16 protein-coding genes are annotated in these 13582 nt (G+C 70.2%); 7 read left to right on the top strand and 9 right to left on the bottom strand.

Features of this window, described 5'->3' with window-relative positions; translation table 11 throughout:
- Nucleotides 1-79 precede the first annotated feature (79 nt).
- Nucleotides 80-511, top strand: a complete 432-nt coding sequence (locus ACLBWP_RS06590; protein WP_243563134.1) for an Hsp20/alpha crystallin family protein — start codon at nt 80-82, stop codon at nt 509-511.
- A gap of 30 nt (nt 512-541) precedes the next feature.
- Nucleotides 542-793, top strand: coding sequence for a hypothetical protein (locus ACLBWP_RS06585; RefSeq protein ID WP_447654566.1), 252 nt, complete (start codon nt 542-544; stop codon nt 791-793).
- A 47-nt stretch (nt 794-840) separates the two neighbouring features.
- Here ACLBWP_RS06585 and ACLBWP_RS06580 read toward each other — a convergent pair whose 3' ends face one another.
- The 3 genes from ACLBWP_RS06580 to ACLBWP_RS06570 form a co-directional block, all read right to left on the bottom strand.
- On the bottom strand, nt 841-1332 hold the full coding sequence (locus tag ACLBWP_RS06580; protein WP_447654565.1) for an N-acetyltransferase family protein: 492 nt from the start codon (nt 1330-1332) through the stop codon (nt 841-843).
- A 4-nt stretch (nt 1333-1336) separates the two neighbouring features.
- On the bottom strand, nt 1337-2770 hold the full coding sequence (locus tag ACLBWP_RS06575; protein ID WP_447654564.1) for an LLM class flavin-dependent oxidoreductase: 1434 nt from the start codon (nt 2768-2770) through the stop codon (nt 1337-1339).
- A gap of 70 nt (nt 2771-2840) precedes the next feature.
- The gene (locus tag ACLBWP_RS06570) at nt 2841-3692 is read right to left on the bottom strand and encodes a formate/nitrite transporter family protein (protein WP_447654563.1); all 852 of its coding nucleotides are present in this window, start codon (nt 3690-3692) and stop codon (nt 2841-2843) included.
- A 72-nt stretch (nt 3693-3764) separates the two neighbouring features.
- On the opposite strand from ACLBWP_RS06570, the gene ACLBWP_RS06565 reads away from it, so the two are divergent.
- Nucleotides 3765-4604: an ornithine carbamoyltransferase gene (locus tag ACLBWP_RS06565; protein WP_447654562.1), complete on the top strand. Its 840-nt coding sequence runs from the start codon at nt 3765-3767 to the stop codon at nt 4602-4604.
- The gene (locus ACLBWP_RS06560; protein ID WP_447654561.1) at nt 4601-5146 is read left to right on the top strand and encodes an HAD family hydrolase; all 546 of its coding nucleotides are present in this window, start codon (nt 4601-4603) and stop codon (nt 5144-5146) included. Before ACLBWP_RS06565 ends, ACLBWP_RS06560 begins: the two co-directional genes overlap by 4 nt.
- Here ACLBWP_RS06560 and ACLBWP_RS06555 read toward each other — a convergent pair.
- The 5 genes from ACLBWP_RS06555 to ACLBWP_RS06535 form a co-directional block, all read right to left on the bottom strand.
- Nucleotides 5124-5972, bottom strand: coding sequence for a hypothetical protein (locus ACLBWP_RS06555; RefSeq protein ID WP_447654560.1), 849 nt, complete (start codon nt 5970-5972; stop codon nt 5124-5126). The two genes, ACLBWP_RS06560 and ACLBWP_RS06555, sit on opposite strands and share 23 nt — an antisense overlap.
- Nucleotides 5969-6718: a helix-turn-helix domain-containing protein gene (locus ACLBWP_RS06550; protein ID WP_447654558.1), complete on the bottom strand. Its 750-nt coding sequence runs from the start codon at nt 6716-6718 to the stop codon at nt 5969-5971. The genes ACLBWP_RS06555 and ACLBWP_RS06550 overlap by 4 nt, the downstream gene beginning before the upstream one ends.
- A 71-nt stretch (nt 6719-6789) precedes the next feature.
- The gene (locus tag ACLBWP_RS06545; protein ID WP_447654557.1) at nt 6790-7941 is read right to left on the bottom strand and encodes a Gfo/Idh/MocA family protein; all 1152 of its coding nucleotides are present in this window, start codon (nt 7939-7941) and stop codon (nt 6790-6792) included.
- Nucleotides 7938-8762, bottom strand: coding sequence for a sugar phosphate isomerase/epimerase family protein (locus ACLBWP_RS06540; RefSeq protein ID WP_447654556.1), 825 nt, complete (start codon nt 8760-8762; stop codon nt 7938-7940). Before ACLBWP_RS06540 ends, ACLBWP_RS06545 begins: the two co-directional genes overlap by 4 nt.
- Before the next feature lie 92 nt (nt 8763-8854).
- Nucleotides 8855-10189 carry an MFS transporter gene (locus tag ACLBWP_RS06535; protein WP_447654555.1) on the bottom strand — a complete coding sequence of 445 codons (1335 nt, stop codon included), beginning with the start codon at nt 10187-10189 and terminating at the stop codon, nt 8855-8857.
- 156 nt (nt 10190-10345) lie between these two features.
- Between ACLBWP_RS06535 and ACLBWP_RS06530 the strand changes: the two genes are divergently transcribed.
- The 3 genes from ACLBWP_RS06530 to ACLBWP_RS06520 all read left to right on the top strand — a co-directional run bounded on the left by ACLBWP_RS06530 (nt 10346) and on the right by ACLBWP_RS06520 (nt 12614).
- The gene (locus ACLBWP_RS06530) at nt 10346-10930 is read left to right on the top strand and encodes a TetR/AcrR family transcriptional regulator (protein WP_243563123.1); all 585 of its coding nucleotides are present in this window, start codon (nt 10346-10348) and stop codon (nt 10928-10930) included.
- A 28-nt stretch (nt 10931-10958) separates the two neighbouring features.
- The gene (locus ACLBWP_RS06525) at nt 10959-11813 is read left to right on the top strand and encodes a PHP domain-containing protein (RefSeq protein WP_447654554.1); all 855 of its coding nucleotides are present in this window, start codon (nt 10959-10961) and stop codon (nt 11811-11813) included.
- Nucleotides 11814-12440: 627 nt separating this feature from the next.
- Nucleotides 12441-12614: a hypothetical protein gene (locus ACLBWP_RS06520; RefSeq protein ID WP_447654553.1), complete on the top strand. Its 174-nt coding sequence runs from the start codon at nt 12441-12443 to the stop codon at nt 12612-12614.
- A gap of 64 nt (nt 12615-12678) precedes the next feature.
- On the opposite strand, the gene ACLBWP_RS06515 is transcribed toward ACLBWP_RS06520, so the two are convergent.
- A complete protein-coding gene (locus tag ACLBWP_RS06515; protein ID WP_447654552.1) occupies nt 12679-13437 on the bottom strand; it encodes an alpha/beta hydrolase in 759 nt (252 codons plus the stop codon).
- Nucleotides 13438-13582: the final 145 nt, after the last annotated feature.

The following is a 13582-nucleotide window of genomic DNA, read 5'->3' as shown; positions in this document are numbered from 1 at the left end:
ACGGCGTTACCGTCTGATCGTGTCCGGTGACGAACCCCCGGACACCACAACTCGACATCAGGAAGGGGACATCTTCATCATGGCTGTGACGTTCGATCCTCTCTCGGAACTCGACCGCCTGACCGGCGCCCTGCTGGGTGGCCGCCAGACGCTCAGGCCGATGCCGGTCGACCTGCACCGCGACGGCGACCAGTACGTGCTCAACGCCGACCTGCCCGGCATCGACCCGGGTTCCGTCGACATCAACGTCGACGGGCAGCTGCTCACGATCCGCGCCGAGCGCACCGCCCCCGGTCAGACCGACGGCGGCGGGTGGCTGCTGCGGGAACGCCCGCACGGTTCGTACCTGCGCCAGTTCAGCCTGGGCGAGGGCGTCGACTCCGATGCCATCTCCGCGCACTACGACAACGGCGTGCTGTCCCTCGTGATCCCGGTCACCCCGAAGGCGAAGCCCCGGAAGATCCAGGTCACGAGCGGCGCGCCGACCGACCAGCAGGCCCTCGCCGGCTGATCCCGCAACCAGGGAGCGACCGTGGAACTCGTGGCAGCAGTGCAGCCGCCCGAGGTCGACGACGCGCTGCTCCGGGACGCCGAGTCCGTCATCGTCGACGCGCTCTTCGCGGAGGTGGTCCGCGACGGGTTCCGCACGACGACCGGCCTCGCGCCCCGGCCGACACCGTCGGACGGTCCCGTCCGTCCCGGTGACGGCGAGCAGCCGCCGCGGCCCGTGCGGCACGACGACGTCTCGTCGGCGGACCGGTGGGCCAGGTCGCCCCCGGCGCGGCGCACGTGACGACGGACAGGAGGCCCGGTGCCAGCTGGCACCGGGCCTCCTGTCCGTCAGCGGGTGACGTAGGTGCGGGTCGGGACGCCCGTCACGGCGTGCGGGAACTCGTGGCCCGTCGGGTGGAAGCCCGCGGCCTCGTAGAGCCGGACCGCACGGACGTTGTCCGCCAGCACGTGCAACGCGACGGCCGGGTGTCCGTCGGTGTGTGCCGCTGTGACGGCCTCGATCAGCAGGCGCCGACCGACGCCGTACGCCTGCACCTCGGGCCGCACGGCCAGCAACGACAGGTACGCGGCGTCCGCTGGGTCGGTCGGGCGCCCGGTCCCCGGTTCCGTGACCAGGACGAAGCCGTCGAGTGCACCCACGGGGCCGTCGGCGACGAGCAGTGCCACGCTCGGGGCGGCGAACTTCGACGCGGCACGATCCCGGACGGCCGGGTGCTCGGGAACTCCGTCTCGCGCAGCGACGGCTGCGCACCACAGGTCGATGCAGGCGTCGACGTCGTCCGGGGTTGCGGCACGCACGACCACGGACGACTCGATCACCCGGTCAGCCTACGACCGCGTCGCTGGCGATCCGGTAGCCGGCGCCGCGGTGCTCGTCGGGCAGCCGGTCCCCGCGACCGTGCAGCTTGTGACGGAGCGAGCCCTCGACGTACTCGGTGGGGTAGGCGCCGCGGGCGCGGAGCTCGGGGATGACGAACTCGATGACGTCCTCCCACGTGCCGGGCGTCACGGCGTAGGCCAGGTTGAACCCGTCGACGTCCGTCTGTCGCTGGATGTCGAGCAGCTGCTCGGCGATGGTCGCTCCCCCGCCGACGGCCACCGGTCCGAGTCCACCGATCGCGGTGTGCCGGGCCAGGTCGCGGATCGTCCAGGCGCTGCCGTCCTCGCCGGTCGCCGCCGAGATGTTCGCCGCCGCCGACTGGATCGCGTTCGACTCGACGTCACCGAGCGGTTCGTCCAGGTCCCACTGCGACAGGTCGACACCCATCCAGCCGGAGTTGAGCACGAGGGCACCGAGTTCGGACGCGTACGACAGGTAGTCCTCGTACTTCGCCCGGGCGAGCTCGTCGGTGGCGTCGGTGATGACGGTGAGCAGCGTGTAGATCTTGGCCGCGTACCGGTCACGACCCGCGGCCTCGAGCGCGTCGCGGATCTTGGTGACCGTGGCGGCGAGCTGCGGCAGGGTCGGCGCCCCGACGAAGATCGCCTCGGCGTTCTCGGCCGCGAAGGCGATGCCCCGCGGCGACGCTCCGGCCTGGTAGATCACCGGCGTGCGCTGGACGGACGGCTCGGACAGGTGGATGCCGGGCACGTCGAAGTGCGTGCCGTGGTGCTCGATCGGGTGCACCTTCGCCGGGTCGGTGAAGACGCCCGTCTCGCGGTCCTCGACCACGGCGTCGTCCTCCCACGACCCTTCCCACAGCTTGTAGAGGACCTCGAGGTACTCGTCGGCCACGTCGTACCGGTCGTCGTGGCTGAGCTGGTCCGTCTGGCCCATGTTGCGCGCGGCACTCGGCAGGTAGCCCGTCACGACGTTCCAGCCGACGCGACCCCTGGTCAGGTGGTCGAGCGTCGAGACACGGCGGGCGAACGGGTACGGGTGCTCGTACGCGGTGCCGGCGGTGATGCCGAAGCCCAGGTGCTCGGTCACCGAGGCCATCGCCGACACCAGCAGGATCGGGTCGTTCACGGGGACCTGTGACCCGGTCCGCAGCGCCGCCTCGTTCGAGTCACCGTAGACGTCGTAGGTGCCGAGCACGTCCGCGATGAAGATGCCGTCGAACGCACCGCGCTCCAGCGTCTTCGCCAGCTCGGTCCAGTACGTCAGGTCGCGGTAGTTCCGCGACCGGTCGCGGGGGTGCCGCCACAGCCCGGAGGACTGATGCGCGACACAGTTCATGTCGAACGCGTTGAACCGGATCTGCCGGGGCGGCTCGGTGGGGTTCGTGGGCTCGGTGGGGTTCGTGGGCTCCGTCACGATCGCGACGCTACGACGGGTCGCGGCGTGCGTCACGCATGGTGACGAACGATGACGCGCCGACGTCCGGTCACGATGCCGGGGGCTGCTCGTGCTCGGCGCGGTCGGGGTCGTCGCGCGAACCGCTGCGACGGCGCTGCATGAGCTCCTTGGTCCGCACCAGCCGCAGCGCGGTGACGAGCACCAGACCGCCGAGCACGTTGAACAGCAGCGTGTACCCGAACCAGCCGAGCCACTGTCCGTACGTGATGTCCGTCCCGCCCTGGATCGCGCCGAAGACCAGCAGCGAGTCGAGGATCGAGTGGAACAGCTGCAGGCCTGCCAGCAGGAACCCGCCGGCGACGGCTGCGACGAGCTTGGCGGGGTCGGAGTCCGTGCCCTGCTGCATCCGGGTCATCAGCGTGATGGTGCTGCCACCGAGCACGGCGAGCACGATGCTCTGCAGCCCGAACGGCGCGTCGACGAAGTGGCGTCCGGCCTCGGCGAGGGTGTCGTGCCACTGGGGGAACGCCTGGACGAGCAGCCACATGAACACCCACCCGCCGGCGAGGTTCGCGAGCAGGATCCCGCCCCAGAGCTTGGCGAGTTGCAGGACGCTCCCCTCGCGGGCGACGACCGCGGCGACGGGCATCAGGAAGTTCTCGGTGAAGAGCTCGCTGTGCGCCAGGTACAGCGCGATGAAGCCGATGCCGAAGACCAACCCCGCCAGCAGGTGGCTGTCCGTCTCGTGCAGCACCGCCAGGTAGGCCATCACCCCGAGTCCGACCTCGAGCCCGCCGAAGAACCCGGTGATGAGCGTCGCACGGAGGGTGCGCTGCAGCCGCTCCGCGCCCTCTTCCACGGTTGCCTCGAACGACTCCACGAGCTCGTCCTCGACCGGTGCGTCACGCGTGCCGAGTTCGCGTCGTCGTTCGTCCGTCATCCTGCGGAGCGTAGGCGCGTGGCGCTGACGGCACGGACGGGTGCCAACCCGCCCGCCCCGTACGGTGGTGGGATGCGTTCCCTGATCCGACTGGACGACTGGACGACCGACGACATCGAGCAGGTGTTCGCACTGGCTGCCGCCTACCGCGACGGATCGGGGCCGGTGACCGCGGGATGCGCGGTCATGTTCTTCCCGCCCACGAGCCTGCGGACCAGGGTGACCTTCGAGCGTGGCGCGTCGCTGATGGGCCTGCAGCCGATCGTCCTGCCGTCGACCACCCTCGACAAGGACGAGGCGCTGTCGGACGTCGCCGGCTACCTCGCCAACTGGGTGGACATCGTCATCGCCCGGCACGACGACCTCGAGGTGCTCGAGGCGTTGTCGGCTGCTGGAACCGTTCCGGTCGTCAACGCGATGACCGGTGAGAACCACCCGTGCGAGGTGCTGGCCGACCTGTTCGCGCTGCGCTCGGAGCGGCCCTTGCAGGACCAGCGGTTCCTGTTCGTCGGCGCGGACGGCAACATCAGCCGAGCGTGGCAGGAAGCCGCCCACGTGCTCGGTCTCGACCTGGTGCAGTGCTGCCCGGACGGCCTCCAGAGTCCGAGAGCCCGCTGGAACGGCGACCTGACGACCGCGATCCGCTCGGCCGACGTCGTGCTGACCGACGGGCCCGGACGCCACGCGCAGCAGCTCGAGCCCTACCGGGTGACGGCGGATCTCCTGGACACGGCTCCGGTCGGCGTCCGCTTGGCGCCGTGCCCACCGTTCGTCCGAGGACGCGAGGTGAGCGCAGACGCGGTCGCACATCCGGCCTTCGTCGGTCATCACTTCAAGGAGGCGCTGCTGGCGGTCCAGCAAGCCGTCCTCGCTCACTGCCTCGGCATCAGCGCGACCAGCACCGCCCCTTGACGATCCGCGGCATCGTGTTCTTCGACATCGACGGGACCCTGGTCACCTCGATGTCGAGCAGCAGCTTCCTGGCACGTCGGTTCGATCACGAGCGCGACCTCGACGACGCCGAAGCGGCGTACGCGTCCGGTGAGCTGTCCAACCAGCAGGTCAGTGCGATCGACGCCCGTGGGTGGAGCGGCCACCGGGTGTCGGAGGTCGAGGGCTGGTTGGCGGAGCTGCCGGTGATCGAGGGCACGGACACAGTGGTGTCGTGGTGCCGCGAGAACGCGATCGAGCCGGTGCTCGCCTCGCTCGCGTGGCAGCCGGTCAGCGAGTCGATCGCTGGGCGGTTCGGCTTCACACCGAACGGCGGTCCGCGGGTGCACGTGCGTTCCGGCACCTACGACGGCACGGTCGCGGAGCACTTCGACGAGGATGACAAACGTGACCGGTCGCTTGCCCTCGCCGCTGCCCGAGGACTGACGGCAGCGAGCTGCTGCGCGATCGGGGACAGGTCTGGCGGTCCATCGTCGTCCGTCACCCTGCGCAGTCCGCGATGAACGCCATGATCGGCGTGGCATCGTCGGTCGAGAACAGCGTGTCGAGTGCCTTGTTGAACTCGAACTGGCGCGCGAACGGGATGTTGACGGACTCGTAGGCGCCCGCCATCAGGACGCCGGACATCATCAGCCGCGCGGTCCGCTTGTTGCCGTCGAAGTAGAACTGCGATCGGGTCGCTGCGGCGAAGTACCCGAGCGCGCGCTCGCGCGGGTCCCTGAGGCTGTCGAGGAAGTCCACGATGCGCTGGAACCGTTCCTGCAGCAGCGCCTGCGGAACCCCTTCGACGGAACCGCCGCTGGCGAGCCGGACGGTGCCTCCGCCGCCGACGGACCCTTCACCGCGGAACGCCCCCGACTCGATGGCCTCGTGTCGGGCGACGCGCCCGTGGAGGTCGTCGGACACCGACTTGGTCAGGGCGAACGCCCCGCGTCGCACCAGGTCGTCGACCCGCGTGTACCCCTCCGCGAGCGCGAGGACCTGCTCCTCTTCCTCGATCTTCTTGCCGCCGATGGTGACACCGTCCAGGAGCGTCCGGACCTCCGGCAGGGTGAAGGTGTTGCCCTCGAGCGCCGCGGCGTTCCACACCAGATCAGGCAACGACTGCTCGAAGCGGAACAGGGCACGGTCGACGGACGACGGCTGGATCCGCTCGAAGTCGATCCGCGATGCGTCCCATCGCACGTGCGTCGCGGCAGCTGTCTCGTCCGGCGTCGTGTCCTGTACCCGCGATGCGACGACGTCATCCGGTGTGGTGTCGTGACGCTGCAATCCTGGGCGGCGGACGTACCCACCCAGCGCGTCCCCCCACGGCGGCTCCTCGGTCATCGGCCCTCCCGGAGGTGTCCGGTCAGTCGCTCGCGGAGTTCGCCGCCGAGACCCATGCCATCGAGTGAGGCCTGCAGCGGCGACACCAGCTCGACGTCGTCGACGGTGGTGGAGCCGGAGAACACCGACGGGTGCGCTCGTACCACGAACAGGTCCGCGGTGCTCCGTCGGCCGGCGCGGAAGGAGTCGCCGAGCAGCTGCGTCGTGACCCGGACGTCCTCGACCCACAAGACCGTCGGGCCGTCCACGTCGATGCCGAGCGCGTCGAGCGCGGCCCAACCGGACAGCGCCCACCGCTGCCCCGACGCTCTGCCGGCCGACACGAGTCGATCCACGTCACGATGGTCGCCCCGCAGGAACGCCGCTCCGGGGCGGTCCGCCGGCGCCGTGGCACGGCCGGCTTCAGCGATCAGTGCGAGGTCGTGCGGCTCGCCAGCGTTGGTCTCCACGAACCGACGGAGACGTCCCCGCCAGTCCGCGGCTTCGCGACCCCACTCGCGGACGGTGTCGTCCCCGAGCTCGAGGCGGGCCGCGACACCGGCCATCGGGTCACTCAGCGTGCGGAGGTCGAAGTCGAGTTCCCATCCGCAGGCGATCGCGAGTTCGGCGAGGTCGTCAGCTCTGGGCACCGCTCCGCCGAACAGGCGGTACAGCGTCGGTCGACTGATCCCGCTCCGGAGCGCGAGCTCACCCACGCCGTGTCCGCCAGATTCTCGGAACACGGACAGCGCTGCACGAAAGTCCATGCCGCAGAGTGTATCAACAATGAGACACCCACCACCAGCGTCTCACTCGTGAGACGCTGGTGGTGAGCGGCTCAGACGGCCACGGACTCCAGCGTCGACGCCAGCGGGTCGAAGTCCTCCGGCAGCGACGGGATCGGCGCCACGGTCGACTCGACCTCGACGAACGACCGTCGCTCGACGGACTCCTCGACAGCGACCATCGCATCGAGCACGTGGTAGCCGACGTGCCCGGTCGCGATGTGCGCTCCCCCGCCCCGGATCGCCCGCGCCATGTCCAGCACGCCCAGGCCACGTCCGACCGTCGGTTCCTCGTCGAGCACCGTCTCCCACTGTTGCTCGAACGGGAACGACGCCCCGACCGGGATCGGCCGTGCGATGCGGATCGGGTGCCCGCCACCGAACGTGTTCGGGTCCGGCAGCACGATGGTGCCCTCGGTGCCGTTCACCTCGAACACCCCGTGCCGGAACAGGGGCGTGTCGAACGACAGCAGCGACTGCGCGTTGCCGCCCTGCTCGAACGAGGTCAGCACGGACACGTGGGTGGGCACCTCGACCGGGAACTCCTGCCCGGCGTTCGGACCGACGACCAGCGACCGGGTGTCGCGGGACTTCGAGCCCGTGGCGACGACGGACTCGATCGGGCCGAGCAGGTGCACGAGGGCGGTGAAGTAGTACGGGCCGATGTCGAACAGCGGACCGGCACCCTTGGCGTACAGGAACGAGGCGTTCGGGTGGAACACGTCGGGGCCCTGCCACTGCATGCTCGTGACCGCGGTCAGCGGGGTGCCGATCGCACCGGAGGCGATCGCGCGCTTGGCGGTCTGCCACCCCGGGCCGAGCACGGTGTCGGGCGCGATGCCGAGCTTGAGCCCGAGCTCGTCCGCCAGCGCCACCAGACCCGCGGCCGAGGCCCGGTCGACCCCGATCGGCTTCTCGCTCCACACGTGCTTGCCCGCGCGCAGTGCCGCGGTCGAGACCTCGACGTGGGTGGCGGGCAGCGTCAGGTTGATCACGATCTCGACGTCCGCGTCCGCCAGCACGTCGTCGCCGGTGCCCGACGCCGGCACGCCCCACTTCGCCGCCGAGGCAGCCGCCCGCTCGGTGTCGATGTCGCCGATGCGGACGACCTCGACGTCGGGGAACGTCGTCAGGTTGGTCAGGTACTGCTCGCTGATCATGCCGGCACCGATGAACCCGATGCCGACCCGGCCCGTGCGGGTCATGCGGACACCTCCGCTGCGGCCGGAGCGGACAGCGTGGACGCCAGCCACCGGTAGGACTGGGCGACCCCGTCGAACACGTCGCCGTCGAAGCCGTCGAACTCGATCACCGCGTACTCCAGCGCCGTCGCGGCGGCCAGTGCCTCGGCCAGGCGGACGTCGCCCTGCCCGGCCGGGGTCTGGTCGGTCGGGACCTCGGCGGTCGAGATGCCCTCGCGCATCGGGCCGTCCTTGACGTGCACGGCGACGATGCGGTCGCCGAGTTCCTGCACGAACGCGACGACGTCGATGCCGGCGGCGGACGCCCAGTACAGGTCGAGTTCGAGCACGACGCCCGGGTCGAGCAGCGACGCCAGCACATGCAGCGCGGGCTTGCCGTCGATGCGGGGCCGGAGTTCGTGGTCGTGGTTGTGGTACCCGACGCGCATGCCGTGCTGGGCGGCCTCGGCAGCGGCGGCGTTGAGGCGCTGTGCGACGCGCTCGACACCGTCGCGCGTGGTCCAGTGGTCCGGTCCGACGAACGGGTCGATGACGATCTCGATGCCGAGTGTCTTCGCCGCGGCGAACGTGTCAGCGTGGGACGGAGCCGTCATCACGGTGCCGTCGGGCAGCGGGATCGACTCCTCGACCAGGAACGCGTGCCCTGTCTTGGCGGCGATGCCGTGGGCGTCGAACGCGGCCTTGAGCTCGGGAGCGCGGTCGACGAACGCGAACGCCTCGACCGTGTCGAAGCCGATCTCGGCCAGGCGGCGGACGCCGCCGTCCAGGTCGGGCGCCAGGGCGGCGTTCACCGTGTAGAGCTGCAACGAGATGGCGGGAGCCATGTCGGGTCCTTTCCGTGGGTGGGTCAGGTGACTGCCTGGAGGCGCGGGGTGCGTCGACGACGCAGGTCGCGCCTCCAGGCTGGTGGCGTCGGTCAGCGGACCGACTTGATGGGGAAGATGACCAGCGCGCCGAGGATCACGGCGACGCCGGCGCCCCAGAGCATGAGCGTGTAGTTCTGCCCGGCGGTGCTGCCCACGTGGAGCAGGAACAGGCCGACGGCGGGTGCGAGCGACTGCGGCAGGGCGTTGGCGATGTTGATCACGCCGAGGTCCTTGCCGGGGCGATCGGCGTTGGGGAGCACGTCGACGATCAGCGCCGTGTCGATGGCGGTGTAGACGCCGAACGCGAAGCCCATGATGACCTCGGCGACGTAGAAGCTCTCGACGGTGTCCGAGTGCGCCAGGACGATCAGACCGACGGCGGTCAGTGCGGTGGAGCTCCAGACGAAGACCTTGCGCCGGGCGAGCCGGTCGGACAGCCAGCCCGAGATCGCCGCGGCGATCATGAGGGCGATCGTGTAGAGCAGCACGCCGAAGGCGACTGCGGCGACGGCCTTGGCCGGCTCGAGCCCGATGTGCTTCTCCATGTAGAGCACGCGGTAGGTCGTGAACATGAACGTGCCGAAGGTGATGAGGAAGCGGCCCCACCAGGCGAGCCCGAAGTCGGGGTTCTTGATCGGGTTCGTCCAGAACGACGAGATCAGGTTCAGCCAGGTGAACTTCTTGAGCGTGTAGGTCGGCAGTTCGTCCTTCGCGACGAAGCAGTAGACCAGGATCAGCACGATCGCCAAGATGCCCGGGGCGATGAACAGCAGCGGGACGTTGCCCACCAGGTACACGGCCAGGTAGATGCCGGCCAGGATCGCCAGGTTCTGCGCGAGCGCGATGACGCTCGACGCCTTCCCGCGCTGCAACTCGGGGACGTTGTCCGCGAAGCTCGCGGTCAGCGCCGCGAAGACCGCGTTGGCAGCGATCTGCGCGACGAGCCAGCCCAGCGTGAGCTGCAGCTGGTTCGTCGAAAAGGCGAGCCAGACGAGCGAGACCATGAAGACGACCAGGCCCCCCACCATCCACGGGCGCCGACGGCCCCACCGGGTGCGGGTGCGGTCCGACAGCGCGCCGGCGAGCGGGTTCGCGAGCAGGGCACCGAATGCGCCGATCGGCAGGACTGCGCCGACCACGAGCTCCGGGTTCTCCGGGTTGATCTGCGATGCCTTGAGCGACATGCTCACGAACACCGGTGTGAGCAGTGCTGCGAACAGACCGAACTGCGCCAGGCTCAGCCCCCACAGGTAGCCGCGGGTGACGCGCTGGGTGGCGACCGGCTGGGTGATCCCCTCCGCCGCGAGCGCTGCTGCCGCTGCGGTGGATTCGGGGGACGCGGTTGATGCGATCCCGTGCTTCTCGTTCGACGTCGGTGTCGACATGACTCCTCCTCGAGTCATCAGGGGCATCGCTGCCCTCCAATACCTAGTGCTGGTAGGTGATCGGGAATGTAGCACCGAAAACCCCCGTGTGGAAGTTTTTGTTCGCATTGTTGCGGTCTCCATGGCCGCTGCTGTGCGGCCGGTAGGGTCGTCGCCGTGAGCTCCAGCGACACACCCGGCCCCCGGGGCCCCTACGCCAAGGGGGTGCAGCGCCGGCAGGAGATCCTCGACCAGACGCTCGAGGTGATCGAGTCGCGGGGCATCGACGGCGCCTCGTTGCGGGCGATCGGCGAGGCGATCGGGGTCTCGCACGCGGCACTCCGGCACTACTTCTCGTCCCGCGAGGCCCTGTTGGTCGAGGTCCTCCGACAGCGTGACCAGGAATCGGTGCGGGCGGTCGAGCACCTGCCGGGTGTGTTCGACCGGCTGACCGCGTCCGCCAACGACAACGTCCGCGAGCCCGCGCTCGTGACGCTGTACACGACGCTGCTCGGCGCGTCGGTCGAATCCGGGAACGAGACGGCCAGGGACTTCTTCTCGGCACGGTTCGAGCAGGCGCGCACCGACTTCGCCACGCTGCTCCGCGACGAACTCGCCGCGTCCGGCCGGCACTCCGACGCCGACCTCGACCAGGTCGCCTCGCTGATCATCGCGGCGTTCGACGGCCTGCAGGTGCAGTGGTTGCTCGACCGGCGGATCGACATCGCCGGCACGCTCCGGCTGCTCGAACGCGTGCTCTGACCGGTGCGGATGTGGCAGGGTCGAGCCCATGACGCTGCCCGCCGACGCGCACGTGCACAGCCAGTTCTCCTGGGACGCCGGTTCGGCACCCGACTCCGCAGACCTGATGTGGCGAACCTGCGCCCGGGCGATGCGCATCGGGCTGCCGGCGCTGGTGTTCACCGAGCACCTGGACCTCGAGGACGCCTGGAAGGTGGACGAGGGCGACTTCACCCACCACGAGACGAAGTACGTCGACGCGGACGGCATCGTGCGACTGCCGGTGTTCGACCTGGACGGCTACCGGGAGCAGATCGACCGGTGCCGGCACGCGTTCCCCGACCTGCGGATCCTGACCGGGCTGGAGTTCGGACAGCCGCACCTGTGGGAGTCGGCGGCGTCCTCCGTGCTCGACTCGGGTGCGATCGACCGGGTGAACGGCTCGCTGCACATGCTGCCGTTCCACGACGGGCTGCGCGCAGAGCCGATGACGCTCTACCGGCACCGCCCGGCGGCCGACGTGGTGTGGGCGTACCTGGACGAAGTCCCGCGCATGGTCGACGGGTCGAGCGTGTTCGAGGTGTTCACGCACATCGACTACGCGGTCCGCGCCTGGCCCTCCGAGACCGAGGGACCCTTCGACCCCCGGGCGTTCGAGGACGGGTTCCGGGCGGCGATGCGGGCGATCGCGCGGTCCGGTCGTGCGCTCGAGATGAACACCCGCCGGCTGTGGTCGTGGATCCCGGAGTGGTGGGCCGACGAGGGCGGACGCGCGGTCACCTTCGGCAGCGACGCGCACACACCCGAGGTCCTGGCACACGGGTTCCCCGAGGCCGTGGCGATGCTCGAGCACTTCGGGTTCCGGCCGGGCCGTCGCCCCGAGGACCCCTGGACCCGACGGTGATCGCGTGAAGACCTCCGAGACCCGTCGTCGCCTGCGCGCCGCGACATCCGGATCACGGGCATCCGCCGACCACACGACGACACGTCCTTCGAGACGCGCGCGACGCGGCTGCGTCCGGGTCGATAGGCACCGAGTCGGCCCGCCGCCCGAGATCGACTGACGACCATGGACGCCCACGTGCAGTCACTCGCAGCGGTGCACGTCCGCACCAGGGTCGTCGAGGATGCGCTGGTGGTGGTGGCCGATGCCGACCTCTGGCACGAGCCGACCAGCGAGTTGCGTCGGGAACCAGCTCCCGGGGACTGCCCGCCTCGGGGCGATCGCGTCAGCGCGATCGGGAGCGGAGTGCACTGTCCAGACGCGACCGCCACGCGACGCCACTCGGGTACCGGCTGACCCCGATCGAGCTCGTTTCCAGACCCTTGCAAGGCGTCCGTCACTGACAGCTTGTGAGGATCCGTGACGAGGTCCTCGTCGGCACGATTCCGAACTGCGCCGCGCACTCGGCTGACCGTTCCGTGTACCCGCGGACGACGTCGGGACGTACACCTGGCCTCCCGCCGGTCAGCGCCGGCGTGCGAGGACCGCGCCGTGCAGGCGCGGCCGGTCAGCGGGAACGCTGCGGGTGTGGGTGTCGTGGATCCCGAGTGGTGGGCCGACGAGGGCGGACGCGCGCTCACCTTCGGCAGCGATGCGCACACACCCGAGGTCCTGGCACACGGGTTCCCCGAGGCCGTGGCGATGCTCGAGCACTTCGGGTTCCGGCCGGGCCGTCGCCCCGAGGACCCCTGGACCCGCTGAGCCCGTCCCCGCCGGCCCCGGGCGTTCGATCCGGAGCTCGGAGGAGCTCCTCGGCTGGCCACGCTCATCGTGTGGCGGCGCCACCGAGGTGTCGGGCGAAGAAGCGTGCGGCCTCGTCACCCGCGAAGGCCGGCACCCCGGTGTGGCCCCCGGTGTTGGCGGAGAGGGTCTTCTCCGCGGAGCCGAAGGCATCGAAGAGCTCCAACGACCGGGCTCGGTCGTTGCCGGCGTCGTCCCACTGCAGGAGGACGTGCAGCGGGGCCGAGACGCCGCGGGCCTCTTCGATCGTCGTGCGGGGCACGTAGCTGCCGGCAAAGAGACCGGCTGCGGCGACGCGTGCGTCGATCGCCGCGAGACGGGTGCCCACAGCGATCACCCCACCGGACACACCGACCGCTCCACCGACCTCGGGGAGGTCGAGTACTTCATCGAGCATGGTCTGCCATTCCGGCACCACCGCGTCGACGAGGGGGAGGACCAGTCGGTCGATGGTGTCTTCGGTCGGCGGGGTTCCTGCGGCGAGTGAGGCTGCGAGGTCTGCCCGGGCTCGATCCGAACCGGGGAGCGGCGGACGCCCACCCGTCCCGGGCATCTCGAGCGTGGCCACTGCGAAGCCATCTGCGGCTGCTGCGCGCGCACGCGCTGCCAGGCGCGGGTACATCCGTTGCGTCCCGAGGCTGCCCGGTTGCCCCAGCACGATGATCGGTGCGGGCTCGGATGCGGACACTGTGGCAGGCGTCCAGAGGAGGCCCGGGATGTCACCGATCGTGAATGCGCGTTCGGAGACGGCGTCGTCGAGGGTCTGCTGTGCGGTGAAGTGCATGGTCGCGCCTTTCGGGAGTGCTGTTGATCAGCGGCGCTCCCGGACGACCTGCCGTCCGACCGTGACTCCCAGGGGAAGCACCATCGTCAATTCGTTCACGGGTGCCACCTCCTCCGGTTGCTGCACGGGTGCCGAACGGTACCAG

The sequence above is a fragment of the Microbacterium sp. M1A1_1b genome (assembly GCF_053345565.1).
The sequence above is the reverse complement of the archived record's forward strand: the minus strand, read 5'-3'. Positions and strand labels throughout refer to the sequence as shown.

Bases quoted from the DNA above. Each gene is read 5' to 3' on its own strand.
- ACLBWP_RS06590 (WP_243563134.1), top strand. From the start codon at position 80: ATGGCTGTGACGTTCGATCCTCTCTCGGAACTCGACCGCCTGACCGGC.
- ACLBWP_RS06570 (WP_447654563.1), bottom strand. From the start codon at position 3,692: ATGACGGACGAACGACGACGCGAACTCGGCACGCGTGACGCACCGGTC.
- ACLBWP_RS06565 (WP_447654562.1), top strand. From the start codon at position 3,765: ATGCGTTCCCTGATCCGACTGGACGACTGGACGACCGACGACATCGAG.
- ACLBWP_RS06555 (WP_447654560.1), bottom strand. From the start codon at position 5,972: ATGACCGAGGAGCCGCCGTGGGGGGACGCGCTGGGTGGGTACGTCCGC.
- ACLBWP_RS06550 (WP_447654558.1), bottom strand. From the start codon at position 6,718: ATGGACTTTCGTGCAGCGCTGTCCGTGTTCCGAGAATCTGGCGGACAC.
- ACLBWP_RS06545 (WP_447654557.1), bottom strand. From the start codon at position 7,941: ATGACCCGCACGGGCCGGGTCGGCATCGGGTTCATCGGTGCCGGCATG.
- ACLBWP_RS06540 (WP_447654556.1), bottom strand. From the start codon at position 8,762: ATGGCTCCCGCCATCTCGTTGCAGCTCTACACGGTGAACGCCGCCCTG.
- ACLBWP_RS06535 (WP_447654555.1), bottom strand. From the start codon at position 10,189: ATGTCGACACCGACGTCGAACGAGAAGCACGGGATCGCATCAACCGCG.
- ACLBWP_RS06525 (WP_447654554.1), top strand. From the start codon at position 10,959: ATGACGCTGCCCGCCGACGCGCACGTGCACAGCCAGTTCTCCTGGGAC.
- ACLBWP_RS06515 (WP_447654552.1), bottom strand. From the start codon at position 13,437: ATGCACTTCACCGCACAGCAGACCCTCGACGACGCCGTCTCCGAACGC.